Source organism: Streptomyces albicerus (assembly GCF_008905045.1).
In the GTDB taxonomy this organism is placed as follows: Bacteria; Actinomycetota; Actinomycetes; order Streptomycetales; family Streptomycetaceae; genus Streptomyces; species Streptomyces albicerus.
In genome coordinates, this window is sequence record NZ_VWMY01000007.1 from 169381 (window position 1) to 192057 (window position 22677).

Here is a 22677-nt window from a genome sequence, read left to right on the forward strand (position 1 = left end):
GCCGCCGTTGTACGGCGCCTGCTGCCGCCACGCACGTTACTCCGGATCTGCACACGATCGACGGGCCGGGTCGGGCATGCTGTGCGGGTGAACGGTCCGTGACCAGGCGGGCCCACAGCGTTTGGGGTGTTACGGCATGGGGCGTATGTCACGTCGGGGGTTCGCGGCGGCCGCGGCGGTGGGGCTGTCGGGACTCGTGACGGCGGGACTGGCGGTGGCGGCGGAGGTGTCCGGTGGGTCCGGTGGAGGCGGGTCGGCGTCGTCCAAGCGCCGTTCTGCGGCCGGTGCGCTCCGCGGTATGTGGCTGGCGACCGTAGCCAACCGGGACTGGCCGTCCAAACCCGGCCTGACCGCGGCCCAGCAGTGCTCCGAACTGCTCGCGCAGCTCGACGTGGCGGTGGAGCGCCGGCTGAACGCGGTGATCTTCCAGGTGCGCCCCACGGCCGACGCCCTGTGGCCCTCCCCGTACGAGCCCTGGTCGCAGTGCCTCACCGGTGTCCAGGGCAAGGCTCCCGGCTGGGACCCGCTCGGCACGGCGGTCAAGGAGGCCCACGCGCGCGGTCTGGAACTGCACGCCTGGTTCAACCCCTACCGGATCGCCAACCACGCCGATCCGACGAAGCTCGTCGCCTCGCACCCCGCCCGCAGGCACCCCGACTGGGTGGTGACGTACGGCGGGAAGCTCTACTACAACCCGGGTCTGCCGGCGGTCCGCGCCTTCGTGCAGGACGCGATGCTCGACGCGGTGAAGAAGTACGCCGTGGACGCCGTGCACTGGGACGACTACTTCTACCCGTATCCGGTCGCGGGCCAGGACTTCGACGACGACGCGGCGTACGCGGCGTACGGCGGGGGTTTCCCGGACCGGGCGGCCTGGCGGCGGGACAACATCGACAAGCTGGTGCGCGAGACGGCCGCCCGGATCAAGGAGGTCCGGCCGGGCACGAAGTTCGGGATCAGCCCCTTCGGGGTGTGGCGGAACGCCGCGACCGACCCGCTCGGCTCGGACACGCGGGCCGGTGTGCAGACGTACGACGACCTGCACGCCGACACCAGGAAGTGGGTCCGCGAGAACTGGATCGACTACATCTGCCCGCAGCTGTACTGGAACATCGGCTTCGCCGCCGCCGACTACGCGAAGCTGGTCCCCTGGTGGGCCGGGGTTGCGCGCGACAGCGGGACGCAGCTGTACGTGGGTGAGGCGCTCTACAAGGCCGGTGACCCGGCGCAGCCCGCGGCCTGGCAGGACGCGGGCGAGCTGTCCCGGCACCTCACCTTTGCCAAGGACTACCCGCAGGTGTGCGGGCATGTGTTCTTCTCGGCCAGAGAAGTGGGAGCGGACAAGATCGGCGCGATGGCACGCGTGGTCGCCGACCACTACCAGCAGCCGGCGAAGCTCCCACGCTGACCTGGGCCGACAAGGCCTATCGGGCGGTGTCCTTGTGCTGGACCACGCAGTCGGGGCCGGGCGACATCAGGGCCTCGTGACCGTCCTCGAAGCGGACTCGGTAGGGGGGATTCCCCTGCTGTCCGAGCACTTCGATGACTTCCGCGACCTTGTCGTGCTGCCCGACGATCCTGCCGTGCACCAGCAGATGGTCGCCTACGGTTGCTTGCATCTGTAGGGCCTCCTCGTATGGCACGGGAGTAGCTGTTCGTGGCCGCAAGTCTACGGCGGGTGGTGCCGGTTGGGACCGGTCCGTACGCGCCGCTCAGCCTCGCGCCCGTTGGGTGACGGCGATGCAGACGAGCACGGCCGCTGCCGCCAGGGGTGCGGCCGGTGTCAGGTGCTCGCCCAGGAGCAGTACCGACCACACCAGTGTGAGCAGCGGCTGCGCCAACTGCAACTGGCTGGCCTTCGGGATGCCGATCGCGGCCATCCCGCGGTACCAGACGACCAGGCCGAGGAACTGCGAGCCGGCCGCGACCCACAGCAGTCCGGTCACGCTGTGCGCGGTCAGGTGTACCGGCTCGTAGGACAGCGCGATCGCGGCCGCGGGCACCGTAAGCGGCAGGCAAAGGACCAGCGCCCAGCCGATCACCTGCCAGCCCGACATCACGCGGGCCAGCCGGCCGCCCTCCGTGTAGCCCGCCGCGCAGACCAGCAGGGCCCCGAAGAGATAGGCGTCGGCACTGGTCAGGGCGCCGCCGCTCTGTTGCACGGTGAACGCGATCACCACGGCGGCACCCGCGAGAGCCGCGGCCCAGAAGGTGCGGGACGGGCGGGTGCCGACGCGCAGGGCCGAGAACAGGGCGGTCGTGAGGGGGAGCAGTCCGACCACGACCGCGGCGTGCGCGGTGGTCGACGTCTCCAGGGCGAGGGTGGTCAGCATCGGGAAGCCGAGGACGACTCCGGCGGCGACGACGGCCAGGCCCGCCCAGTGACGGCGGCCGGGGAGCGGTACGCGCAGGGCCAGGAGGCAGCTGCCCGCGATGACCGCCGCCAGCACGCTGCGTACCGCTACGAGCGACCACGGGCCGAAGCCCTCCAGGCCCCACGCGGTCGCGGGGAAGGTGAGCGAGAAGGCGGTGACGCCGAGGGCGGCTTGGAGAGTGCCGCTCCCTGAGGGGGCGTGCGGGGTGGAGGCCCGGTCGGCGGTGGCCTGAGTGGATCCGGACCGGGCGGGCACCGCTATCGAGGTCTGTGCGGTAGCGCTATCCTGTGCTCTCATGCAAGAGCGTAGCAGTGTCGGTGATTTGGCGAATCAGTTGAGGAGAGAGCTCAACCGCTACTCTCCAGGTGGAAAGCTGCCGTCGAGTCGGGTGCTCGTCGACCGGTTCCGGGTGAGTCCGGTGACCGTGTCGCGGGCGCTGGCTCAGCTGGCCGCCGAGGGGCTGGTCGTCACGCGGCCCGGGGCTGGGGCCTTCCGGGCCGAGCCGCGCGACGCCGGGCCGGCCGTCGGGGACACCTCCTGGCAGGAGGTCGCACTCAGCGCGGACGCCGCCGCCGAACTCGTGCCACGCACGGTGGACGCCTCCGGAGTGCTGGTCACGCTGGCCGCCCCGCCGCCGGGAGTCGTCGAGTTCAACGGCGGCTATCTGCACCCTTCACTGCAGCCGGAACGGGCGATGGCCGCCGCCCTGTCCAGGGCGGGCCGTCGCCCCGGCGCCTGGACGCGCCCGCCGGTGGACGGGCTGCCGGAGCTGCGCGAGTGGTTCGCGCGGGGCATCGGCGGCGCCATCACCGCCGCCGAGGTGCTGATCACGGCGGGCGGCCAGTCCGCGCTGACCACCGCCCTGCGCGCGCTCGCCCCGCCCGGCGCACCGGTCCTCGTCGAGTCGCCCACGTACCCCGGCATGCTGGCGATCGCCCGCGCGGCCGGCCTCAGGCCCGTGCCGGTGCCCGTGGACCGGGACGGTGTGAAGCCTGCGCTGCTCGCCGACGCCTTCAAGGCGACCGGAGCGCGCGTCTTCGTCTGCCAGCCGCTGTTCCAGAACCCGACCGGTGCCGTGCTCGCCCCGGAGCGCCGCGGCGACGTGCTGCGGATCGCGCGCGACGCGGGCGCGTTCGTCATCGAGGACGACTTCGTACGCCGGCTCGTGCACGAGGACGCGGGGCCGCTGCCGCGTCCGCTGGCCTCGGACGACCCCGACGGAGTCGTCGTGCACGTCTGCTCCCTCACCAAGGCGACCTCGCCGAGCTTCCGGGTGAGCGCGCTGGCCGCCCGCGGGCCCGTCCTGGAACGGCTGCGGGCGATCCAGGTCGTCGACACCCTCTTCGTACCGCGCCCTCTCCAGGAGGCGGCCCTGGAACTCGTCGGCTCACCCGCCTGGCCCCGCCATCTCCGTGCCGTCGCGGCCGAGTTGAAGACCCGCCGCGACACGATGACCGCCGCGCTCCGCCTGAACCTCCCCGAACTCTCCCTGCCCCACATCCCGTCCGGCGGCTACCACCTCTGGCTGCGCCTCCCCGACGGCACGGACGAGCCGAGCCTCCTCGCGGCCGCCCTCCGCGCGGGCGTGGCCGTCACCCCGGGCCGCCCCTACTTCAGCGCCGAGCCTCCGGCCGCACACCTGCGGTTGAGCTTCGCGGCGGTCGCGGGGACGGCGGAGATCACCGAGGGCGTACGAAGGCTGCGGACGGCCTGTGACGAGGTGCTGCGGCCTTCGGCCCGGGGAACCTCCACGGCCGCCGAAAACGGTTCGACAAGCCGCGCCTGACCTGTGACTCTCCCGCCATGACCGACGTACCGGACCCCGCCATGACCGACGTACCGGACCCCGCCATGACCGACGTACCGGACCTCCCTGAGGGCTACGAGATCTCCACCGACCCCGACCGGATCGACGTGGACCGTGTCCACCGCCGGCTCGCCGGCGACGCGTACTGGGCGATCGACCGCCCGCGCGAGAAGCAGGAGCGGGCGATGACCGGTTCGCTCAACTTCGGGGCGTATGACACGGTTTCGGACGAGCAGGTGGCCTACGCGCGGGTGGTGACCGACCGGGCGACCTTCGCGTGGCTCTGCGATGTGTACGTGGACCGGTCCGTGCGGGGCAAGGGACTCGGTACCGCTCTGGTCGCCGCCGTGCGCGAGTACCTCCAACCCATGGGCCTGCGCCGCATATTGCTCGCCACCCACGACGCCCACGGTGTCTACGAGAAGCTGGGCTTCAAGGCGCTCGACAATCCTGGCCAATGGATGGCGACGGGTCTCCAGTGATCCACCGTCCGTGAGCATTCCGTGCGTGCCATCGATCCCCTCTTGACCTGCGGAGTCCCGGGCTCCACCATCCCCACATGCATGTTCGGGTCACGCTGATCGCCGCCGCCCGCAGCTCCTCGCTGCTCGCCGAGCGCTTCGACGACGACCGGCCGCTGGACCAGGCGGGCTGGGACGAGGTGCAGCGTGTCGCGCACGCGCTGGTGCCGTTGGCGGCGGCCGAGCTGCGGTACTGCTCGCCGACGCCCCGCAGCCGGGCCACCGGTGACGCGCTGGGCCTCGCGCCGCTGGCCCAGCCGGCCCTGCGGGACTGCGACATGGGCCGGTGGCGCGGCCTGACGCTCGGCGAGGCGATGGCCCGCGAACCGGAGGCCGTGGACGCCTGGCTCGCCGATCCGTACTCCGCGGCGCATGGCGGAGAGCCGCTGATGGAGTTCGTCCGGCGGGTGGGGCACTGGCTCGACACCCGCCCCGCCGACGACGGTGGCCGTATCGTCGCCGTGGCCGAACCCGCGGTCGTGCGCGCGGCGCTCGTCTACGCCCTGAAGGCGCCCCCGTCGACGTACTGGAACCTCGACGTCCGCCCCCTGTCGACGGCCACGCTCACCGGCCGCGCCGGGCGCTGGAACCTCCGCCTCGACGCTCAGCCCGCGCGCGTGTAGTTCCGCGCGGGGTCCGTCGGTTCCGCGCGCAGTCCGTCAGTTCCGCGTGTAGTCCGTCGTGAGGACCAGGTCCTTGGCCGGGCCGCCCACCCGCCACACCGTCCGCCAGTGGTCCGCGTCGTACACGGTGAACTCGCCCCGGTAGAGGTCCGCCGCGCACGGGTGGTCGGCGACGTGCCGCCCGGACGTCAGGTCCAGGTCGTGGAAGGGGCGGCCGTCCGCGAACCGTACGTCGGCCCGGCCGGCCCCGTCGTCGCCCGGCAGGAACCGCAGTGTGCGCTCGGCGGGCCGGGCCGCACCCTCCCAGGTGAAGGTGCCGGACTCATGGTGGAGCAGGCCGGGTCCGCCGTCGGCCGGCGCCTCGAACACCGTCGTCCCGCTGAAGGACCCCGCCGCCCCGCTCGCCAGATCCCGTACCGAGCGCTCCACGTGCCAGCTCCCGGCCAGATACGCCAACACGTCGGCCACCGGCCAGAATTCGGACATCCCTTCCGCCTCCCCGGCCTCTCCTGTGCAACCCATTGACGCCCTCCTGCCCGCTATCTATGTTGCCGTTCGAAGTATTGATCACTGTCCGATATTTCGAATCTGCTGTGCACTCGCTGGTCCTGCTGAATCCCTCTAGAGCCGCGGAGGATCCATGTCACATGCCCGCACCCGGACCCGCTGGAGACTCTCCCTCACGGCCACCGCCCTGCTGGCCGCCTCCTTCCTCGTCCCCGCCCCGGTGAACGCCGCCGCCGAGGACACCACCGACTACGCGATCACCGTCGACCCGAAGGCGTCGGGCGCGAAGATCGACGACACGATGTACGGCGTCTTCTTCGAGGACATCAACCGGGCCGCGGACGGCGGCCTGTACGCGGAACTCGTGCAGAACCGGTCGTTCGAGTACTCGACGGCCGACAACCGCTCGTACACGCCCCTCACCTCCTGGGCGACCACCGGCACGGCGAAGACCGTCGACGACGACGGCCGCCTGAACGCCCGCAACCGCACGTATCTCGCCCTGGACGGCGGCTCGTCCGTCACCAACTCCGGCTACAACACCGGTATCGCGGTCGAGAGCGGCAAGGTCTACGACTTCTCAGTCTGGGCCCGCGCCGAAGGGGCGTCGGCCCTCACGGTGACCCTGCAGGACGCCGACGGCGAGCTCGCGCAGGCCCGTCGCGTCACCGCACGCGGCGGCTGGGCCAAGTACACGGCACGGTTCACCGCGACGCGCACCAGCACCACCGGCCGGCTCACCGTCGCCGCCGGCAGTCCGGCCGCGCTCGACATGATCTCGCTCATCCCGCGCGACACGTACAAGGGCCACGGGCTGCGCAAGGACCTCGCCCAGAAGATCGCCGCCCTGGACCCCGCCTTCGTCCGCTTCCCGGGCGGCTGCCTGGTCAACACCGGCAGCATGGAGGGCTACGACGAGGCATCCGGCTGGGAGCGCAAGCGCTCGTACCAGTGGAAGGACACCATCGGTCCGGTCGAGCAGCGCGCGACCAACTCCAACTTCTGGGGCTACAACCAGAGTTACGGGCTCGGCTACTACGAGTACTTCCAGTTCTCCGAGGACATCGGCGCGATGCCGCTGCCCGTCGTGCCCGCCCTCGTCACCGGCTGCGGCCAGAACAAGGCCACCGACGACGACACCCTCCTCAAGCGCCACATCCAGGACACCCTGGACCTCATCGAGTTCGCCAACGGGCCCGTGACCAGCGAGTGGGGCAAGAAGCGGGCCAGGATGGGCCACCCGAAGCCCTTCAATCTCACCCACCTCGGGGTCGGCAACGAGGAGAACCTCCCGAACGAGTTCTTCGAGCGCTTCAAGCAGTTCCGCACGGCCATCGAGGCGAAGTACCCGGACATCACCATCATCTCCAACTCCGGTCCGGACGACGCCGGTTCGACGTTCGACACGGCCTGGAAGCTCAACCGGGAAGCGAACGTCGACATGGTCGACGAGCACTACTACAACAGCCCGCAGTGGTTCCTGCAGAACAACGACCGCTACGACTCGTACGACAGGAACGGCCCCAAGGTCTTCCTCGGCGAGTACGCCTCGCAGGGCAACACCTTCAAGAACGCCCTCTCTGAAGCCGCGTTCATGACCGGCCTCGAACGCAACGCGGACATCGTGAAGCTCGCCTCGTACGCCCCGCTGCTCGCCAACGAGGACTACGTGCAGTGGCGCCCCGACATGATCTGGTTCAACAACCACGCCTCCTGGAACTCCGCCAACTACGAGGTCCAGAAGCTCTTCATGCGCAACGTCGGCGACCGTGTCGTGCCGTCGAGCGCGACCGGCACGCCCTCGCTGAGCGGGCCCATCACGGGCGCGGTCGGCCTGTCGACGTGGGCGACGACCGCGGCGTACGACGACGTGAAGGTGACCGGCGCGGACGGCACGGCACTGCTCAGCGACGACTTCTCGGGTGACGCCTCGAAGTGGACCCACACGGGCGGCGGCAGCTGGAGCGTCCAGGACGGGCAGTACGTGCAGACCGACGAGGCCGCCGAGAACACCATGGTGTCGGCGGGCGACCCGGCCTGGCACGACTACGACCTGCACGTGAAGGCCACCAAGAAGGCCGGCAAGGAAGGCTTCCTCGTCGCCTTCGGAGTCAAGGACACCGGCAACTACTACTGGTGGAACCTGGGCGGCTGGAACAACACCCAGTCCGCGGTCGAGCAGGCCTCGGACGGCGGCAAGTCGACGCTCATCTCCAAGGCCGGGTCCATCGAGACGGGCCGCGCGTACGACATCGACATCAAGGTGCGCGGCCGACAGGTGACCCTCTACCTCGACGGCAAGGAGTGGGGCAGCTTCACCGACGACAAGCCGGCCGAGCCGTTCCGGCAGGTCGTCACGCGGGACGCGAAGACCGGTGACCTGATCGTCAAGGTGGTCAACGCCCAGGCGGCGGACGCCCGTACGGCGATCGACCTCGGTGGCGCGAAGGTCGCGTCGAAGGCCCGGGTGACCACGCTCGCGGCCGCGCCCGACGCGGTGAACACCGAGACGGACACGGCCGTCGCGCCGGTCACGTCCACCTTCTCCGGGGTGTCCGACAAGTTCACGTACACCTTCCCGGCGAACTCGGTGACGTTCCTCAGGATCAAGAAGGGGTGACCCGGCGGGCGGCTCAGGTGCCGAAGTATGCCTGGGCCGCCCGTACTCCTTCCGCCAACTGCTCCACTTCCTCAAGGGTGTTGTAGACGTAGAAGGTCGCCCGGGTGGTGGCCGGAACGCCGTAGCGGCGGACGATGGGGCGGGCGCAGTGGTGGCCCGTGCGGACCGCGATGCCCCGGTCGTCGAGCACCTGGCCGACGTCGTGCGGGTGGATGCCATCGACGGCGAAGGAGACGGCGGAGCCGCGTTCGCCGCCCTCGCGCGGGCCGATGATCCGTACGCCGGGGATCTCCTGGAGGAGCTCCAACGCCCGCACGGTGAGCGCGTCCTCGTGTGCGGCGACCTCGTCCATGCCCAGAGCCTGGAGATAGTCCACGGCCGCCGCGAGCCCCACCGCCTGCGGGGCCATCGGGACGCCCGCCTCGAACCGCTGGGGCGGCGGCAGGAACGTCGAACGGTCCATCTCGACGACCTCGATCATCGAGCCGCCGGTGAGGAACGGCGGGAGATCCGCGAGGAGTTCGCGCCGGCCCCACAGCACACCGACACCGTTCGGGCCGAGCATCTTGTGCCCCGAGAAGGCGAGGAAGTCGGCGCCCAACTCCCGTACGTCCACTGGCCGGTGGGGCACCGACTGGGCGCCGTCCACGACCACCAGCGCCCCCACGGCGTGGGCGCGCTCGGCGATCAGCCGGACGGGATTGAGTGTGCCGAGGACGTTCGACTGGTGCGTGAGCGCGACGACCTTCGTCCGCTCGTCGAGCAGCTCGTCGATGCGGGACAGGTCGAGACGGCCCTCGTCGGTGAGCCCGAACCAGTCCAGGCTCGCGCCGGTGCGCTGCGCGAGCTGCTGCCAGGGGACGAGGTTCGCGTGATGCTCCATCTCGGTGACCACGATCCGGTCGCCGGGGCCGATCCGGTGGGCGTTGCCGAGGCCGTACGCGACGAGGTTGATCCCCTCCGTGGCGTTCTTGGTGAACACGACCTCGTCCGTCCTGTCCGCGGAGGCGCCGATGAAGCCCGCGACGGTACGGCGCGCGTTCTCGTACGCCTCCGTCGCCTCGCCTGCCAGTTGGTGGGCGCCGCGGTGCACGGCGGCGTTGTGTGTGAGGTAGAAGTCCCGTTCGGCGTCGAGGACTTGGAGGGGTTTCTGGGTGGTGGCCCCCGAGTCGAGGTAGACCAGCCGGGCGCCGCTCTCCACGGTCCGGCCGAGGATCGGGAAGTCCTTGCGGAGCGTGTCCACGTCGAAGGCCACGGCGGTTCACCTCTCACGGGTACTCAGGGCATTTGGCGTGAGGAACGCTAGGCATTCTCACGGAGAATCGCAAGCGTTAACATGAGGCCGTGGATCACGAGGCCCCTCACTACCTGCACCAGCTGCAGGTCCCCGGCGAGGAGCGCTATGTCTCGCTCGCCCTGGTCAACACGCGTTTTACGCTGAGCCACGGCCCGGTTGACCTGCTGGACGGCACCGAGGCCGCGCACCTGTGGCTCGTACGGCATGAGCTGCTGCCGGACCGGGTGGCGCTGAACGGACGGCAGGCAGGCCGGCTCCTCGGCCTGCGCGAGGCGCTGCGCGCACTGTTCGAGGCGCGCACAGCCCATTCCGTGCCACCGGGGGAGAGCCTGAACACCCTCAACTCCGCGCTGGGTGCGGCCCCTTCGACGCCCCGGCTCGCCTGGACGTCCGAAGGCCCGCACCGCGCCGACGAACCCGACACCGGCAACCCGGCCGCCGCCGCGCTCTCCCTCCTCGCCGAGGACGCCACCGAACTCCTCACCGACCCCGAGGCCGACCAGCTCACCGAATGCGCCGCCCAGGGCTGCGCCCGCTGGTTCCTGCGCTCCCACGCGGCCCGCCGCTGGTGCACGACGAAGTGCGGCAACCGGGTGCGGGCGGCCCGGGCCTACGCGGCGCGGAAGGGCCGGTGACCGGGGGCGTACCGATACCGTCTCGCCTGAGCGCGAGTACCGGGCGGCCGAGCGCCCGGTCGTGGTGATCGCGGCGGGGGAGCGTCGGCCCGCGGCGGCGCTGCTCCCCGCGCTGTGGGCTTGCCGGAGCCTGGTCCGGGCATCGCGGCACCGCGACGGGGCGGCTTCCGCGAGACGGGCCGGTCCGCCTCGGCGGCGGCGCCTCTTCGGATGCGCGGGGCTGTGGCACCCGCTCCCGCCGCGCGGGCGCGCTCAGCCCGGGAGGACCCGCACGCACCGCCCCGACCGCAAATGGATTGCATAAAAGTGCAGGGAAACGTATAGTCATGCCATCCAAGAGGAGGGTTCCATGGCGGTACGTGCGGCAGTGGCCGGAGCGAGTGGGTACGCGGGCGGGGAACTGCTGCGTCTGCTCCTGGCGCACCCCGAGATCGAGATCGGCGCTCTGACCGGCAACTCCAACGCGGGACAGCGGCTCGGTGCGCTGCAGCCGCATCTGCTGCCGTTGGCCGACCGCGTGCTCCAGGAGACCACAGCCGATGTCCTCGCGGGGCACGATGTCGTGTTTCTGGCGCTGCCCCACGGGCAGTCCGCCGCCGTCGCCGAGCAGCTCGGGCCCGATGTGCTGGTCGTCGACATGGGGGCAGACTTCCGGCTGAAGGACGCGGCCGACTGGGAGCGGTTCTATGGCTCGGCGCACGCCGGGACCTGGCCCTACGGCCTTCCCGAACTGCCGGGCGGCCGCGCTGCGCTGGAGGGGTCCAAGCGCATCGCGGTGCCCGGCTGCTACCCGACGGCCGCCTCGCTGGCGCTCTTCCCGGCATACGCGGCCGGGCTGGCGGAGCCCGAGGCGGTGATCGTCGCCGCGTCCGGGACCTCCGGCGCGGGCAAGGCGCCCAAGCCCCATCTGCTCGGCAGCGAGGTCATGGGGTCCATGTCCCCGTACGGCGTCGGCGGCGGCCATCGGCACACCCCCGAGATGATCCAGAACCTCGGCGCGGCCGCCGGCGAGCCCGTCACCGTGTCCTTCACACCGACCCTCGCCCCGATGCCGCGCGGCATCCTCGCCACGTGCACCGCGAAGGCTCGTGAGGGCGTCACCGCCGAGTCCGTGCGGGCCGCGTACGAGAAGGCCTACGCCGACGAGCCGTTCGTGCACCTGCTGCCCGAGGGGCAGTGGCCCGCGACCGCGTCCGTCTACGGTTCCAACGCCGTTCAGGTGCAGGTCGCGTACGACGAGGCCGCGCACCGCATCATCGCGATCAGCGCCATCGACAACCTCACCAAGGGCACCGCGGGCGGCGCGGTGCAGAGCATGAACATCGCCCTCGGTTTCCCCGAGGAGCTGGGCCTTTCCACGATCGGAGTCGCACCGTGAGCGTCACCGCTGCCAAGGGCTTCACCGCCTCCGGCATCGCAGCAGGCATCAAGGAGAACGGCAACCCGGACCTCGCCCTCGTGGTCAACAACGGGCCCCGTCTGGCCGCCGCGGGCGTCTTCACCTCCAACCGTGTGAAGGCCGCGCCGGTGCTGTGGTCCGAGCAGGTGCTGAAGGGCGGCCAGGTCTCCGCCGTCGTTCTCAACTCCGGTGGCGCCAACGCCTGTACGGGACCCAAGGGCTTCCAGGACACGCACGCCACCGCGGAGAAGGTCGCCGAGGTTCTGGGGCAGAACGCCGGCGAGGTCGCCGTCGCGTCGACCGGGCTCATCGGCCTGCTGCTCCCGATGGACAAGCTCCTGCCGGGAGTCGAGCAGGCCGCCGCCGCCCTGAGTGAGCACGGTGGCGAGAAGGCCGCCATCGCCATCAAGACCACCGACACCGTCCACAAGACCTCGGTCGCACAGGGGGACGGCTGGACCGTCGGCGGTATGGCGAAGGGTGCGGGCATGCTCGCCCCCGGCCTCGCCACCATGCTGGTCGTCCTCACCACGGACGCCGACGTCGAGAGCGACAGCCTGGACAAGGCGCTGCGCGCCGCCACCCGTACGACCTTCGACCGCGTCGACTCCGACGGCTGCATGTCGACCAACGACACCGTGCTGCTGCTCGCCTCCGGAGCCTCCCAGGTCACCCCGGAATACGCCGAGTTCGCCGAGGCCGTACGGAAGGTCTGCGACGACCTCGGTCAGCAGCTCATCCGGGACGCCGAGGGCGCCAGCAAGGACATCAAGATCGAGGTCGTGGGCGCGGCGAGCGAGGACGACGCCGTCGAGGTGGGCCGCTCCATCGCCCGCAACAACCTCCTCAAGTGCGCGATCCACGGTGAGGACCCCAACTGGGGCCGCGTCCTCTCCGCCATCGGCACGACCCGAGCCGCTTTCGAGCCCGACCGGTTGAACGTCGCCATCAACGGCGTCTGGGTCTGCAAGAACGGCGGCGTCGGCGAGGACCGCGACAAGGTCGACATGCGCTACCGCGAGGTCCACATCGTCGCCGACCTCGCCGCCGGCACGGAGACCGCCACGATCTGGACCAACGACCTCACCGCGGACTATGTCCACGAGAACAGCGCGTACTCGTCATGAGCACTACTCGTAAGCACACCGCACTGCCCAAGGCCCAGATCCTCATCGAGGCGCTGCCCTGGCTGACCCGGCACAACGGCAAGACCGTCGTCATCAAGTTCGGCGGCAACGCCATGGTGAACGAGGAGCTGAAGGCCGCCTTCGCGCAGGACGTCGTGTTCCTGCGGCAGGCGGGCCTGAAGCCCGTCGTCGTGCACGGCGGCGGCCCGCAGATCAGCGCGCAGCTCGATCTGCACGGGCTGGAGAGCGAGTTCAAGGCGGGCCTCAGGGTCACCACCCCGGAGGCCATGGACGTCGTACGCATGGTCCTGGCCGGGCAGGTCCAGCGCGAGCTCGTCGGGCTGCTCAACCAGCACGGACCGCTCGCCGTCGGGCTCACCGGCGAGGACGCGCACACCATCACCGCCACCCAGCACCGGCCCGAGATCGACGGCGAACTCGTCGACATCGGGCGGGTCGGCGAGATCACCGCAATCGACACAGGCGCGATCGAGGCGCTGCTCTCGGACGGCCGCATCCCGGTCGTTTCCTCGATCGCCCGTTCCCAGGACGACGGACATGTCTACAACGTCAATGCTGATACGGCGGCTGCGGCACTCGCTGCGGCGCTTGGTGCCGAAACACTGATGGTCCTCACGGACGTCGAGGGACTCTACGAGGACTGGCCGAACTCCGACGAGGTCATCAGCCGGCTCACCGCGAGAGAGCTGGAGAAGCTGCTGCCCGAGCTGGCCAGCGGCATGGTGCCGAAGATGGAGGGCTGCCTGCACGCCGTCCGCAACGGCGTCAACACGGCCCGCGTGATCGACGGCCGGGTCCAGCACTCGATCCTGCTGGAAATCTTCACCGACGAGGGCATCGGCACGATGGTCGTGCCGGACGAGAAAGAGCAGAACAAGCAAGAGGGGGACATGAAATGACGGGCAGTCAGGAGCCGACGGGCCATCAGGGACCCACCGGCAACCAGGAGCTCACCCAGCGCTGGCGGGGCGCGCTCATGGACAACTACGGCACCCCCCGGCTGCCCCTCGTCCGCGGCGCGGGCGCCAAGCTCTGGGACGCCGACGGCAAGGAGTACGTGGACTTCGTCGGCGGGATCGCGGTCAACGCGCTCGGCCACGCCCACCCGGCGATCGTCGAGGCCGTGAGCAAGCAGATCGCCTCCCTCGGCCATGTCTCCAACCTCTTCGTCGCCGAGCCGCCCGTGGCGCTCGCCGAACGGCTGCTCCAGCTCTTCGGGCGCGATGGCCGCGTGTACTTCTGCAACTCGGGGGCCGAGGCCATCGAGGGCGCCTTCAAGATCGGCCGGCTGACGGGCCGGAAGCACATGGTCGCCACCGAGGGCGGCTTCCACGGCCGGACCATGGGCGCGCTCGCGCTCACCGGCCAGCCGGGCAAGCAGGAGCCGTTCCTGCCGCTGCCGGGCGACGTCACGCACGTACCGTACGGGGACGCGCAGGCGCTGGCCGCCGCCGTCACCGAGGACACCGCGCTGGTCGTCATCGAGCCGATCCAGGGCGAGAACGGTGTGGTCGTGCCGCCGCCCGGCTATCTCAAGGCGGCCCGCGCCATCACCGCCGCCACCGGCACCCTCCTCGTCCTCGACGAGGTGCAGACGGGCGTCGGCCGGACCGGGCACTGGTTCGAGTACCAGGCCCACGAGGGTGTCCTGCCGGACATTGTCACGCTCGCGAAGGGCCTCGGCGGCGGACTGCCCCTCGGCGCGACCGTCGCCTTCGGCCGCGCCGCGCAGTTCCTGAAGCCCGGCCACCACGGCACGACGTTCGGCGGCAACCCGGTCGCCTGCGCCGCCGGACTCGCCGTCCTCGACACGATCGAGGCCGAGGGCCTGCTGGAGAACGTGAAGCGGGCGAGCGAGAAGTTGCGGAACGGAATCGAGTCCCTCGGCCATCCGCTGATCGGCCGTGTCCGGGGCTCGGGCCTCCTCCTGGGTATCGTGCTCACCGAGCCGCTCGCGCCCCAGGCGCAGCAGGCGGCTCAGGACGCCGGCTTCCTGGTGAACGCGCCCGCCCCCGATGTCGTACGGCTGATGCCGCCGCTGAACCTCGGCGACGACGAAGTGGACGCGTTTCTCCAAGTGCTTCCCGGGGTTCTCGACGCGGTAGCCAACGGGGACGGACGACCCAAAGAATGAGACGACGATGAGTCAGGCGCAGGATCACGAGCACGCGGGGCCTGCCGTCCCGCAGACCCGCACCGCACGCCACCGCCGGATCGTGGACATTCTCAACCGGCAACCGGTGCGTTCGCAGAGCCAGTTGGCCAAGCTTCTCGCCGACGACGGGCTGAACGTCACGCAGGCGACGCTGTCCCGGGATCTGGACGAGCTGAACGCGGTGAAGATCCGCAACAACGACGGCGACCTGATCTATGCGGTGCCGAGCGAGGGGGGTTTCCGTACCCCCCGTGCGCCGCTGGGGGAGTCGGCGAAGGAGGAGCGGATGCGGAGGCTGTCCGCGGAGCTGCTGATCTCCGCGGAGGCTTCGGCGAATCTCGTGGTCCTGCGGACCCCTCCGGGGGCTGCGCAGTTTCTTGCCTCGGCGATTGATCAGGCCGAGCTGCATGACATTCTCGGGACGATCGCCGGGGATGACACGTTGCTGTTGATCAGTCGTGATCCGACGGGTGGGCAGGCGCTGGCGGACCACTTGCTGCGGTTGGCTCAGAACAACCATTGAGGGTTGTGTGTCGGGTGCGGGTGATCTGTGGCTTGTCGCGCAGTTCCCCGCGCCCCTGAAGGCGCTCCCGCGCCCCTAAAAGTGCTCCCGCGCCCCTAAAAAGCTGCCTCAGCCCAGCCTGTTTGCCAGGCCGCCCGTACATCTGACCTCGTCCCCCGCCGTGATGAGCAGGGCCTCTATGTCCGGCAGGGACTCCAGCCAGCCGAGGGCCTGGCGGGAGCCCATGGCGAAGGCCGCTGTTGCCCAGGCGTCCGCCCAGGTGATCCGGGGGCCCACCACCGTCACGGCGACCAGGTCGGTGACCGCGGAGCGGCCGGTGCGCGGGTCCACGATGTGCGTGCCGCGCTCGGCGGAGCCGGAGGTGGCCACGGCCAGCTCGTTCACCCCGGCCGCGGAGACCACGGCGGCCAGACCGCCGGGCCGCAGCGGGTCGGACACGCCGACCCGCCAGGGCCGGTGCGGTCCGGGGGCGCCGTACATCTGCACGTCGCCGCCGCCGTTCAGGCTCACGCCGGTCGCCCCGGCCGCGACGAGGCTCCGGGCCGCGCGCTCCACGGCCCAGCCCTTCACCATGCCGGTCGGATCGACGACACCCCCGTACGTCATGCTGAACCAGCCGTCGCTCGACCGCTCGGCCTCGGCGCACAGTTCGAGCACCTCGGCGACCTCCGGGTCGCACCGGTCGACGGTCAGCTCGCCGCGCGCGAGCCGGGAGATCTGGCTGTCCTCGCGGTACGTGCTGAACACCTCGTCCACCACGTGGAGTTGGGCGACGGCCGCCTCCAACGCGGCCTGTACGGCCTTGGGTTCGCCACCCCGTACGTCGAAGGAGAAGACCGTGCCCATCACCTCCTCCGCGTGCCGCACCGCCACGGGCGCCTCGGCGGGATCAGCCGATTCGGTGGGTTCAGCCACCGGCCTGGTCCAGGGCCGACTGCAGGGACTCCTTGTAGCCGCCGCTGGTGTACGTGGCGCCGGAGACGGCGTCGATGTCCGCGCTGCCCGCCGCGACCGCGGCCTGGTTGAGCTTGGGCACCGCGTCACCGCTGATCTGGCTGCTGCGTCCGCCGCTGGGCTGCTGCACCGCCTCGGACTTGGTGATCTTCCCGCCGCTGACGGTGATCCGGACCTGCACCGGGCCGTAGTCGGTCGTGACGGCCTTGCCGGTGAGGGTCTGCGCCTGGGCGGCGCCCGACCTTGATCCGCTCGCGTCGGCCGAGCCACCGCCACCGCCCGTGCCGCTCGCGTTGCCCGAGCCGCCGCCGGTCGCGCCCGCGTTGTCGAGAGCCGACTGCAGGGACTCCTTGTAGCCGCCGCTGGTGTACGTGGCGCCGGAGACGGCGTCGATGTCGGCGGTGCTCGCGGCGATCGCCGCCTGGTTGAGCTTGGGCACCGCGTTGGAGCTGACCTCGGTACTGCGGCCGCCGCTGGGCGCCTGCACCGCGGCGGCCGAGGTGATCTTCCCGCCGCTCATGGTGACGCGGACCTGGACATTGCCGTACTGGGTCTTGACGACGTCACCGGTCAGGGTCTGGGCCTGTCCGTTGCCCGCGGCCTGCGCTCCTCCTTGGGGCGCGACCGACTGCTGCCCCTGTGGTGCGCCCTCGGCCGACGCGGACGCCGGATCCGACGAGGGCTTCATGGTCAGCAGCAGTACGATCCCGGACACCGTGGCGGCACCGGCCAGCACAATGCGTCGCAGGGGATGACTCTTCTTCATCGGTCCGGACTCCCGTTCCTCACAGCTCGAACGACTCGTGATGGATGCGGCGGGCCGGCACGCCCGCGCCGCGCAGTGCGGTGTACGCGTCCTGCGCGAAGCCGGGCGGCCCGCACAGGAAGACGTCGTGATCGTCGATGTCGGGCATCTTGCGGCGCAGCGTCTCCGGGTTGATGTCGGGGCGCTCCCCGTCGGGGCTGTTCACCGCGTACATCAGCCGGGCACCGCGCTCGTCGGCGATGGCCGACAGCTCGTCCCACAACGCCAGGTCCTGCGTGCTGTTGGCCCGGTACAGCAGCGTGAGGTCGCCACGCGCCGCCGGCAGCGTCTCGAACAGCGCCCGCATCGGGGTGATCCCCACTCCGCCGGCCATCAGCAGCACCTTGCCGCGGCTGCGCCGGGACGCGGTCAGCGCCCCGTACGGGCCCTCCGCCCACACCCGCGTGCCCCGCTTCAGCCCCCGCAGCGCGGTGCTGTGGTCGCCCAGCGCCTTGACGGTGATCCGCAGCAGACCGGGGCGGGGCGCCGCCGACAGCGAGTACGGGTGCGAGCTGAGCCGCATGCCCGGTGCCAGGAACCGCCAGCGGAAGAACTGCCCCGGCTCGGCACCGATGCGGTGCAGCCGCTTGCCGCTGATGAGCACGGAGACGATGCCGGGCGCCTCCTCGACGACCTCCTCGACCCGCATCCGGTGCCGCAGGTTCAGCCGGATCGGAGTGATCACCCGGTACCAGAGCACCAGCGCGGTCACCGTCCCGTACAGCGCGTACCAGGCGGTGGTCGCGGCGGGCTCGACGGCGAAGTCGTTCCCGGTGGACAGCTGGTGCCAGAACGACAGGTACACGGCCGCGTAGGTGAGCAGGTGGATGTGGTACCAGGTGTCGTACGGGATCCTGCGCCGCAGCCCGCCGATCGAGATCAGGCCGATGAACAGCAGCAGACCCGTGCCGATCGCCGCCTTGCCCATGTCGGGCAGCGTCTTGACCGCGTCGATGGTCTGGTCGACGATCCCGATGCCGGCCTGCATCGACATGCCGTACATCGTCAGCCCGATGTGGGCGAGGGTCAGACAGAGCATGTAGCGGCCGCTCATGGCGTGCCAGCGGGCGACCCGGTCCGAGCCGACCCGGCGTTCCAGTGCGGGTACCCGGGCCATCTGCAGTACCACGAGAGCCATCAGATACCCGGCGAGCAGACCGGTGATCCGCCCCGCGTTCAGGACGCGGCCCTTGTCGTCCGCGATCGACGGGGTGTTGTTCCACCACAGCCAGAGCACGCCCGCCGCACCCGCCCACACGGCGATGAGCAACGGGACTGCGGGGGAGCGGCGAGGTCGGATACGGCGCATCGTCTGGCGCCGCGCGGCGCGACCGCCGGCGATCGTGCTCACGGTTCCTCCGTTGGGGGACGCTGGGAAGGGGAGTGGCCCTGGCCCACTGGTACGTCCCGGGACGGCCGTGTGTTCAACGGGCTGCGGAGCAAGCCGTGAACTGCTGAGACTCGCGGTAACCCCGCCGTCGTGCGGATGTCCTGGCGAGTGGCCGCGCGGAGGTCAGTAGCGGATGATCGAGGTCGGGCCGCTGTCCGTCCCGATGGCGATGTGCGGTCCCCGGGCCGGGTCGGCCCAGCTCAGAATGCGCCGCATCGCGTCCCGGGACACGGACACACAACCGGCCGTCGCCCCACGCCCGTTGACATGCAGGAAGATCCCCGCGCCGCGCCCCCGCACCGGCCGCTCATAGTTGAAGCCGACGACGAGGGCGTACGCGTACTGCGTCCCGTACGAGATCAGGTGCTCGGACTCGGTGGCGCGGCAGTGGGCCGGGCGCGGCTCGGTCCAGCGGTTGTAGGAGCGGGAGGCGTTGTCCTGGCACCACCACGAGTTCTGCTTCACGCGGCGGTACGCCGTCGTCGTCCCCTTGGGTGCCGGTTTGATGCCGAAGGCGTACGGCAGGCCGTACAGGCCGGTGGGGGTGGTGTTCGTGCCCTGTTTGCGGGAGCCGCCCTCGACGAGCCCCTTCGCGCCGAAGCGGGCCGGCGTGGAACCGGCCTTCACCCAGTGCCCGTCACGGCGGTTCCACCACGTGACCGTGCCGGTCGTCGAGGAGGCCCGCGAGGCCTGCGCGGTGATGAGCTGGCTGCCGCCGCCCGTGTCCGCCATACGCTCGGGCAGCGGGAGTTGGCCGGGCCGGCCGCCGGCGGCCAGCACGAACAGGGACGCGGACGCGAGTGCGACGGCTCCGAGGCGCATGCTCAGACGCTACGGGGAGGCAGCGGCAGCGGCAGCCCGGGTAGGCCATCCAGGCTGGTTTCCACGTGCTCCTTCTTCTCGAAGTACGCGTTCAGCGAGACGTCGTCCTCGCGCGCGAAGCGCTTGGCGTGCAGGTCGCGGTCCTCGTCGTACGACATGTTGGGCACCGCGTATCCGCAGGTGTCGCGGATGAGTTCGGCCGTCACGACGATGACCGCGCGCAGGCCGTGCGGCGTCGGGTCGATGCCCGGGAAACGGGTGAGGAGTTCCTCGAAGCGCGGGTCGTCGCGGAACACCGGCTCGCCGCGCCCGTGGATGCGGACGATATTGGGCGGGCCCTGGAAGGCGCACCACATCAGGGTGATCCGGCCGTTCTCCCGCAGGTGGGCGATCGTCTCGGCGTTGCTGCCGGCGAAGTCCAGATACGCCACGGTGAGTTCGTCGAGGATCGCGAAAGAACCGGTCAGGCCCTTGGGGGAGAGGTTGATCGTGCCGTCGCCCGACAGAGGCGCGGTCGCGGTGAAGAAGAGGGGCTGCGCCTCGATGAACGTACGCAGGCGGCCGTCTATGCGCTCGTGGATCTTTCCCATGTCCAACGATTATGGGCGGAAGTCCTTTGCCTGTCTAAGGAATTGCGCCCTCCTCATGATCCTCCGTGATCCCCGGGACCCGCGGACCATGTGGTCCACGGGCCCCGGGGTCGCCCCGGTCGGCGTGCGGGGCGCCCGTGGGGGGCCGGTTACTTGTTGAGCGTGCAGGCGGCGAGGGAGTCGAGGCCCTGGGGCTTGGCGGCGGTGCGGCCGATGGCGGTGGCGATGCGGTTGATGGTTGCGACGCGCTTGTCCTTGAGGGGGCCGACGATCGCGTTCTGCGCGAAGTTGGGGCCGCCCTGGCCGACGGTGTCGACGAGGCGCTTGTTGGCCTCGGCGATCTGGGTGTTCAGGAGGGCGAGGTTGCGGTCGACCTCGGCCTTCGCGGAGGCGGGGATCGCGGGCAGGCTCGGCGCGACCGCGGGGCAGTTCACGGTGCCGGCCGCGTTCGCGTTGCCGGCGTTGCCGTTGTTCCCCGTGTTGCCCGCGTTCCCGGTGTTGCCGCCCGCCGGCGGGGCGGCCGGCGCGCTCGGCGTCGCCGCGGCACCGCCGCCGTTCGCCGCACCCGTGTTCAGCGTGCAGGCGGCGAGGGAGTCGAGGCCCTGGGGCTTGGCGGCGGTGCGGCCGATGGCGGTGGCGATGCGGTTGATGGTTGCGACGCGCTTGTCCTTGAGGGGGCCGACGATCGCGTTCTGCGCGAAGTTGGGGCCGCCCTGGCCGACGGTGTCGACGAGGCGCTTGTTGGCCTCGGCGATCTGGGTGTTCAGGAGGGCGAGGTTGCGGTCGACCTCGGCCTTGGCGGAGGCGGGGATCGCGGGCAGGCTCGGCGCGACCGCGGGGCAGCTCACCGTGCCGGGGGACGCGTTGGTTCTGGCGGCCTTCCCGCTGCCGCTCTTGGAGGTTTCCCCGGCCAAGGCCGACCCGGCGATCACCGCTCCGGACAACGCCACGGCGGCCGCGCCACCGATGATCGCCACGCGGCGCTTGTGGTACTTCGGAAGAGCCCTGGACATGCGGATGCCTCACTTGGGTCAGGAGTGGGTTTACAAACGCGGCGCCGGCGTTCGGGGTGGAGTACGTGAAAGCGGTTTCCCGCGTTCAAACGTCTTCGGAATTACTTCCCGGCACCCCTCAGATTGACGAATCATGCAGAGCCTTGCATACTCATGCATGTCAGCGAATGCAGTGTGAGGAGAAACCCGTGACCGAGCGCGTCGTACTCGCCTACTCAGGCGGTCTGGACACCTCCGTTGCCATCGGCTGGATCGCCGAGGAGACGGGCGCCGAGGTCATCGCCGTCGCGGTCGACGTCGGCCAGGGCGGCGAGGACCTGGACGCCATCCGCAAGCGCGCGCTCGCCTGCGGTGCCGTCGAGGCCGAGGTCGCGGACGCCAGGGACGAGTTCGCCGACGAGTACTGCCTCCCGGCGATCAAGGCCAACGCCCTCTACATGGATCGCTACCCGCTGGTCTCCGCGCTCTCCCGGCCCACGATCGTCAAGCACCTCGTCGCCGCCGCCCGCAAGCACGGCGCGGGCATCGTCGCCCACGGTTGCACCGGCAAGGGCAACGACCAGGTGCGGTTCGAGGCCGGCATCCAGGCCCTCGGCCCGGACCTCAAGTGCATCGCCCCGGTCCGTGACTACGCGATGACCCGGGACAAGGCGATCGCCTTCTGCGAGGAGAAGGGCCTGCCGATCGCCACCACCAAGAAGTCGCCGTACTCCATCGACCAGAACGTCTTCGGACGCGCCGTCGAGACGGGCTTCCTGGAGGACATCTGGAACGGCCCGATCGAGGACGTCTACGAGTACACGAAGAACCCGGCGCTGCCGCGTGAGCCCGACGAGGTGATCATCACCTTCAAGGCGGGCGTCCCGGTCGCCATCGACGGCAAGCCCGTCTCCGTCCTCCAGGCGATCCAGCAGCTCAACCAGCGCGCGGGCGCCCAGGGCATCGGCCGGATCGACATGGTCGAGGACCGGCTCGTGGGCATCAAGTCCCGTGAGGTCTACGAGGCTCCCGGCGCCATCGCGCTGATCACGGCCCACCAGGAGCTGGAGAACGTCACGGTCGAGCGCGAGCTCGCCCGCTACAAGCGGCAGGTCGAGCAGCGCTGGGGCGAGCTGGTCTACGACGGCATGTGGTTCTCCCCCCTCAAGCGCGCCCTGGACGGCTTCATCAACGAGGCCAACCAGCACGTCTCCGGCGACATCCGGATGACCCTGCACGGCGGCCGCGCCGTGGTCACCGGCCGGAGGTCCGAGGAGTCGCTGTACGACTTCAACCTCGCCACGTACGACTCGGGCGACACGTTCGACCAGTCCAAGGCGCAGGGGTTCATCGACATCTTCGCGTTGTCTTCGAAGATCGCGGCGAAGAGGGATCTGGCGTAAGCGTTTTGCGGAGTCCGGTTCGTCACCACGTGCGGGTTGTGGTGGGCTGGTCGCGCAGTTCCCCGCGCCCCTACGGGGCGCGTCCCGTACTCAACAGCCTTGAGGAGCGCA

22 protein-coding genes are annotated in these 22677 nt (G+C 70.6%); 12 read left to right on the plus strand and 10 right to left on the minus strand.

Annotated elements, in window-relative coordinates; genetic code table 11:
• The first annotated feature begins 136 nt into the window (after positions 1-136).
• The gene (locus GAS53_RS08055; RefSeq protein WP_192583009.1) at positions 137-1408 is read left to right on the plus strand and encodes a glycoside hydrolase family 10 protein; all 1272 of its coding nucleotides are present in this window, start codon (positions 137-139) and stop codon (positions 1406-1408) included.
• A gap of 16 nt (positions 1409-1424) precedes the next feature.
• Here the strand turns inward: GAS53_RS08055 and GAS53_RS08060 are convergent, their stop codons facing one another.
• Together GAS53_RS08060 and GAS53_RS08065 are read right to left on the minus strand one after the other, a co-directional pair.
• A complete protein-coding gene (locus GAS53_RS08060; protein ID WP_151476757.1) occupies positions 1425-1619 on the minus strand; it encodes a DUF1918 domain-containing protein in 195 nt (64 codons plus the stop codon).
• Between the two features lie 93 nt (positions 1620-1712).
• Complete coding sequence (locus GAS53_RS08065; RefSeq protein ID WP_151476758.1) at positions 1713-2672, minus strand: DMT family transporter; 960 nt, start codon at positions 2670-2672, stop codon at positions 1713-1715.
• Here GAS53_RS08065 and GAS53_RS08070 point away from each other — a divergent pair.
• The 3 genes from GAS53_RS08070 to GAS53_RS08080 all read left to right on the plus strand — a co-directional run bounded on the left by GAS53_RS08070 (position 2671) and on the right by GAS53_RS08080 (position 5326).
• On the plus strand, positions 2671-4161 hold the full coding sequence (locus GAS53_RS08070) for an aminotransferase-like domain-containing protein (protein WP_151476759.1): 1491 nt from the start codon (positions 2671-2673) through the stop codon (positions 4159-4161). The two genes, GAS53_RS08065 and GAS53_RS08070, sit on opposite strands and share 2 nt — an antisense overlap.
• Positions 4162-4226: 65 nt before the next feature.
• On the plus strand, positions 4227-4664 hold the full coding sequence (locus tag GAS53_RS08075; RefSeq protein ID WP_151476811.1) for a GNAT family N-acetyltransferase: 438 nt from the start codon (positions 4227-4229) through the stop codon (positions 4662-4664).
• A 77-nt stretch (positions 4665-4741) separates the two neighbouring features.
• Positions 4742-5326, plus strand: coding sequence for a histidine phosphatase family protein (locus GAS53_RS08080; protein ID WP_151476760.1), 585 nt, complete (start codon positions 4742-4744; stop codon positions 5324-5326).
• A 36-nt stretch (positions 5327-5362) separates the two neighbouring features.
• On the opposite strand, the gene GAS53_RS08085 is transcribed toward GAS53_RS08080, so the two are convergent.
• Positions 5363-5812, minus strand: a complete 450-nt coding sequence (locus tag GAS53_RS08085; protein WP_151476761.1) for a DUF6314 family protein — start codon at positions 5810-5812, stop codon at positions 5363-5365.
• A 154-nt stretch (positions 5813-5966) separates the two neighbouring features.
• Here GAS53_RS08085 and GAS53_RS08090 point away from each other — a divergent pair, with 154 nt between their 5' ends.
• Entirely contained in the window at positions 5967-8453 is a 2487-nt protein-coding gene (locus GAS53_RS08090) for an alpha-L-arabinofuranosidase C-terminal domain-containing protein (RefSeq protein WP_151476762.1), read from the plus strand.
• 13 nt (positions 8454-8466) lie between these two features.
• Here GAS53_RS08090 and GAS53_RS08095 read toward each other — a convergent pair whose 3' ends face one another.
• Positions 8467-9708, minus strand: coding sequence for a cysteine desulfurase (locus tag GAS53_RS08095; protein ID WP_151476763.1), 1242 nt, complete (start codon positions 9706-9708; stop codon positions 8467-8469).
• 89 nt (positions 9709-9797) lie between these two features.
• On the opposite strand from GAS53_RS08095, the gene GAS53_RS08100 reads away from it, so the two are divergent.
• The 6 genes from GAS53_RS08100 (at position 9798) to GAS53_RS08125 (ending at position 15610) form a co-directional block, all read left to right on the plus strand.
• A complete protein-coding gene (locus tag GAS53_RS08100) occupies positions 9798-10385 on the plus strand; it encodes an ABATE domain-containing protein (protein ID WP_151476764.1) in 588 nt (195 codons plus the stop codon).
• A gap of 349 nt (positions 10386-10734) precedes the next feature.
• Positions 10735-11763 (plus strand): N-acetyl-gamma-glutamyl-phosphate reductase, encoded by a 1029-nt coding sequence (argC, locus tag GAS53_RS08105; protein WP_151476765.1) that lies wholly within the window; start codon positions 10735-10737, stop codon positions 11761-11763.
• A complete protein-coding gene (argJ, locus tag GAS53_RS08110) occupies positions 11760-12911 on the plus strand; it encodes a bifunctional glutamate N-acetyltransferase/amino-acid acetyltransferase ArgJ (protein WP_151476766.1) in 1152 nt (383 codons plus the stop codon). The genes argC and argJ overlap by 4 nt, the downstream gene beginning before the upstream one ends.
• Positions 12908-13831 carry an acetylglutamate kinase gene (argB, locus tag GAS53_RS08115; RefSeq protein WP_151476767.1) on the plus strand — a complete coding sequence of 308 codons (924 nt, stop codon included), beginning with the start codon at positions 12908-12910 and terminating at the stop codon, positions 13829-13831. The genes argJ and argB overlap by 4 nt, the downstream gene beginning before the upstream one ends.
• Positions 13828-15066, plus strand: coding sequence for an acetylornithine transaminase (locus GAS53_RS08120; RefSeq protein ID WP_151476768.1), 1239 nt, complete (start codon positions 13828-13830; stop codon positions 15064-15066). Before argB ends, GAS53_RS08120 begins: the two co-directional genes overlap by 4 nt.
• Before the next feature lie 7 nt (positions 15067-15073).
• Positions 15074-15610 (plus strand): arginine repressor, encoded by a 537-nt coding sequence (locus tag GAS53_RS08125; RefSeq protein WP_151476769.1) that lies wholly within the window; start codon positions 15074-15076, stop codon positions 15608-15610.
• Positions 15611-15718: 108 nt separating this feature from the next.
• On the opposite strand, the gene GAS53_RS08130 is transcribed toward GAS53_RS08125, so the two are convergent.
• The 6 genes from GAS53_RS08130 to GAS53_RS08155 form a co-directional block, all read right to left on the minus strand.
• The gene (locus GAS53_RS08130; RefSeq protein WP_192583013.1) at positions 15719-16456 is read right to left on the minus strand and encodes an FAD:protein FMN transferase; all 738 of its coding nucleotides are present in this window, start codon (positions 16454-16456) and stop codon (positions 15719-15721) included.
• 61 nt (positions 16457-16517) lie between these two features.
• Positions 16518-17330 carry an FMN-binding protein gene (locus tag GAS53_RS08135; RefSeq protein ID WP_151476771.1) on the minus strand — a complete coding sequence of 271 codons (813 nt, stop codon included), beginning with the start codon at positions 17328-17330 and terminating at the stop codon, positions 16518-16520.
• A gap of 19 nt (positions 17331-17349) precedes the next feature.
• Positions 17350-18678: a ferredoxin reductase family protein gene (locus GAS53_RS08140; RefSeq protein ID WP_151476812.1), complete on the minus strand. Its 1329-nt coding sequence runs from the start codon at positions 18676-18678 to the stop codon at positions 17350-17352.
• A gap of 204 nt (positions 18679-18882) precedes the next feature.
• The gene (locus GAS53_RS08145; protein WP_151476772.1) at positions 18883-19581 is read right to left on the minus strand and encodes a L,D-transpeptidase family protein; all 699 of its coding nucleotides are present in this window, start codon (positions 19579-19581) and stop codon (positions 18883-18885) included.
• A 2-nt stretch (positions 19582-19583) separates the two neighbouring features.
• Positions 19584-20171: a pyridoxamine 5'-phosphate oxidase family protein gene (locus tag GAS53_RS08150; RefSeq protein ID WP_151476773.1), complete on the minus strand. Its 588-nt coding sequence runs from the start codon at positions 20169-20171 to the stop codon at positions 19584-19586.
• Positions 20172-20320: 149 nt separating this feature from the next.
• Entirely contained in the window at positions 20321-21184 is an 864-nt protein-coding gene (locus tag GAS53_RS08155) for a hypothetical protein (protein ID WP_151476774.1), read from the minus strand.
• Positions 21185-21372: 188 nt separating this feature from the next.
• Between GAS53_RS08155 and GAS53_RS08160 the strand changes: the two genes are divergently transcribed.
• On the plus strand, positions 21373-22566 hold the full coding sequence (locus GAS53_RS08160; protein ID WP_151476775.1) for an argininosuccinate synthase: 1194 nt from the start codon (positions 21373-21375) through the stop codon (positions 22564-22566).
• Positions 22567-22677: the final 111 nt, after the last annotated feature.

Bases quoted from the DNA above. Each gene is read 5' to 3' on its own strand.
- GAS53_RS08090 (WP_151476762.1), top strand. From the start codon at position 5,967: ATGTCACATGCCCGCACCCGGACCCGCTGGAGACTCTCCCTCACGGCC.
- argC (WP_151476765.1), top strand. From the start codon at position 10,735: ATGGCGGTACGTGCGGCAGTGGCCGGAGCGAGTGGGTACGCGGGCGGG.
- GAS53_RS08130 (WP_192583013.1), bottom strand. From the start codon at position 16,456: ATGGGCACGGTCTTCTCCTTCGACGTACGGGGTGGCGAACCCAAGGCC.
- GAS53_RS08145 (WP_151476772.1), bottom strand. From the start codon at position 19,581: ATGCGCCTCGGAGCCGTCGCACTCGCGTCCGCGTCCCTGTTCGTGCTG.
- GAS53_RS08140 (WP_151476812.1), bottom strand. From the start codon at position 18,678: ATGCGCCGTATCCGACCTCGCCGCTCCCCCGCAGTCCCGTTGCTCATC.
- argB (WP_151476767.1), top strand. From the start codon at position 12,908: ATGAGCACTACTCGTAAGCACACCGCACTGCCCAAGGCCCAGATCCTC.
- GAS53_RS08085 (WP_151476761.1), bottom strand. From the start codon at position 5,812: ATGTCCGAATTCTGGCCGGTGGCCGACGTGTTGGCGTATCTGGCCGGG.
- GAS53_RS08065 (WP_151476758.1), bottom strand. From the start codon at position 2,672: ATGAGAGCACAGGATAGCGCTACCGCACAGACCTCGATAGCGGTGCCC.
- GAS53_RS08070 (WP_151476759.1), top strand. From the start codon at position 2,671: ATGCAAGAGCGTAGCAGTGTCGGTGATTTGGCGAATCAGTTGAGGAGA.
- GAS53_RS08125 (WP_151476769.1), top strand. From the start codon at position 15,074: ATGAGTCAGGCGCAGGATCACGAGCACGCGGGGCCTGCCGTCCCGCAG.
- GAS53_RS08150 (WP_151476773.1), bottom strand. From the start codon at position 20,171: ATGGGAAAGATCCACGAGCGCATAGACGGCCGCCTGCGTACGTTCATC.
- GAS53_RS08080 (WP_151476760.1), top strand. From the start codon at position 4,742: ATGCATGTTCGGGTCACGCTGATCGCCGCCGCCCGCAGCTCCTCGCTG.
- GAS53_RS08120 (WP_151476768.1), top strand. From the start codon at position 13,828: ATGACGGGCAGTCAGGAGCCGACGGGCCATCAGGGACCCACCGGCAAC.
- GAS53_RS08135 (WP_151476771.1), bottom strand. From the start codon at position 17,330: ATGAAGAAGAGTCATCCCCTGCGACGCATTGTGCTGGCCGGTGCCGCC.
- GAS53_RS08055 (WP_192583009.1), top strand. From the start codon at position 137: ATGGGGCGTATGTCACGTCGGGGGTTCGCGGCGGCCGCGGCGGTGGGG.
- GAS53_RS08155 (WP_151476774.1), bottom strand. From the start codon at position 21,184: ATGTCCAGGGCTCTTCCGAAGTACCACAAGCGCCGCGTGGCGATCATC.
- GAS53_RS08075 (WP_151476811.1), top strand. From the start codon at position 4,227: ATGACCGACGTACCGGACCTCCCTGAGGGCTACGAGATCTCCACCGAC.
- GAS53_RS08060 (WP_151476757.1), bottom strand. From the start codon at position 1,619: ATGCAAGCAACCGTAGGCGACCATCTGCTGGTGCACGGCAGGATCGTC.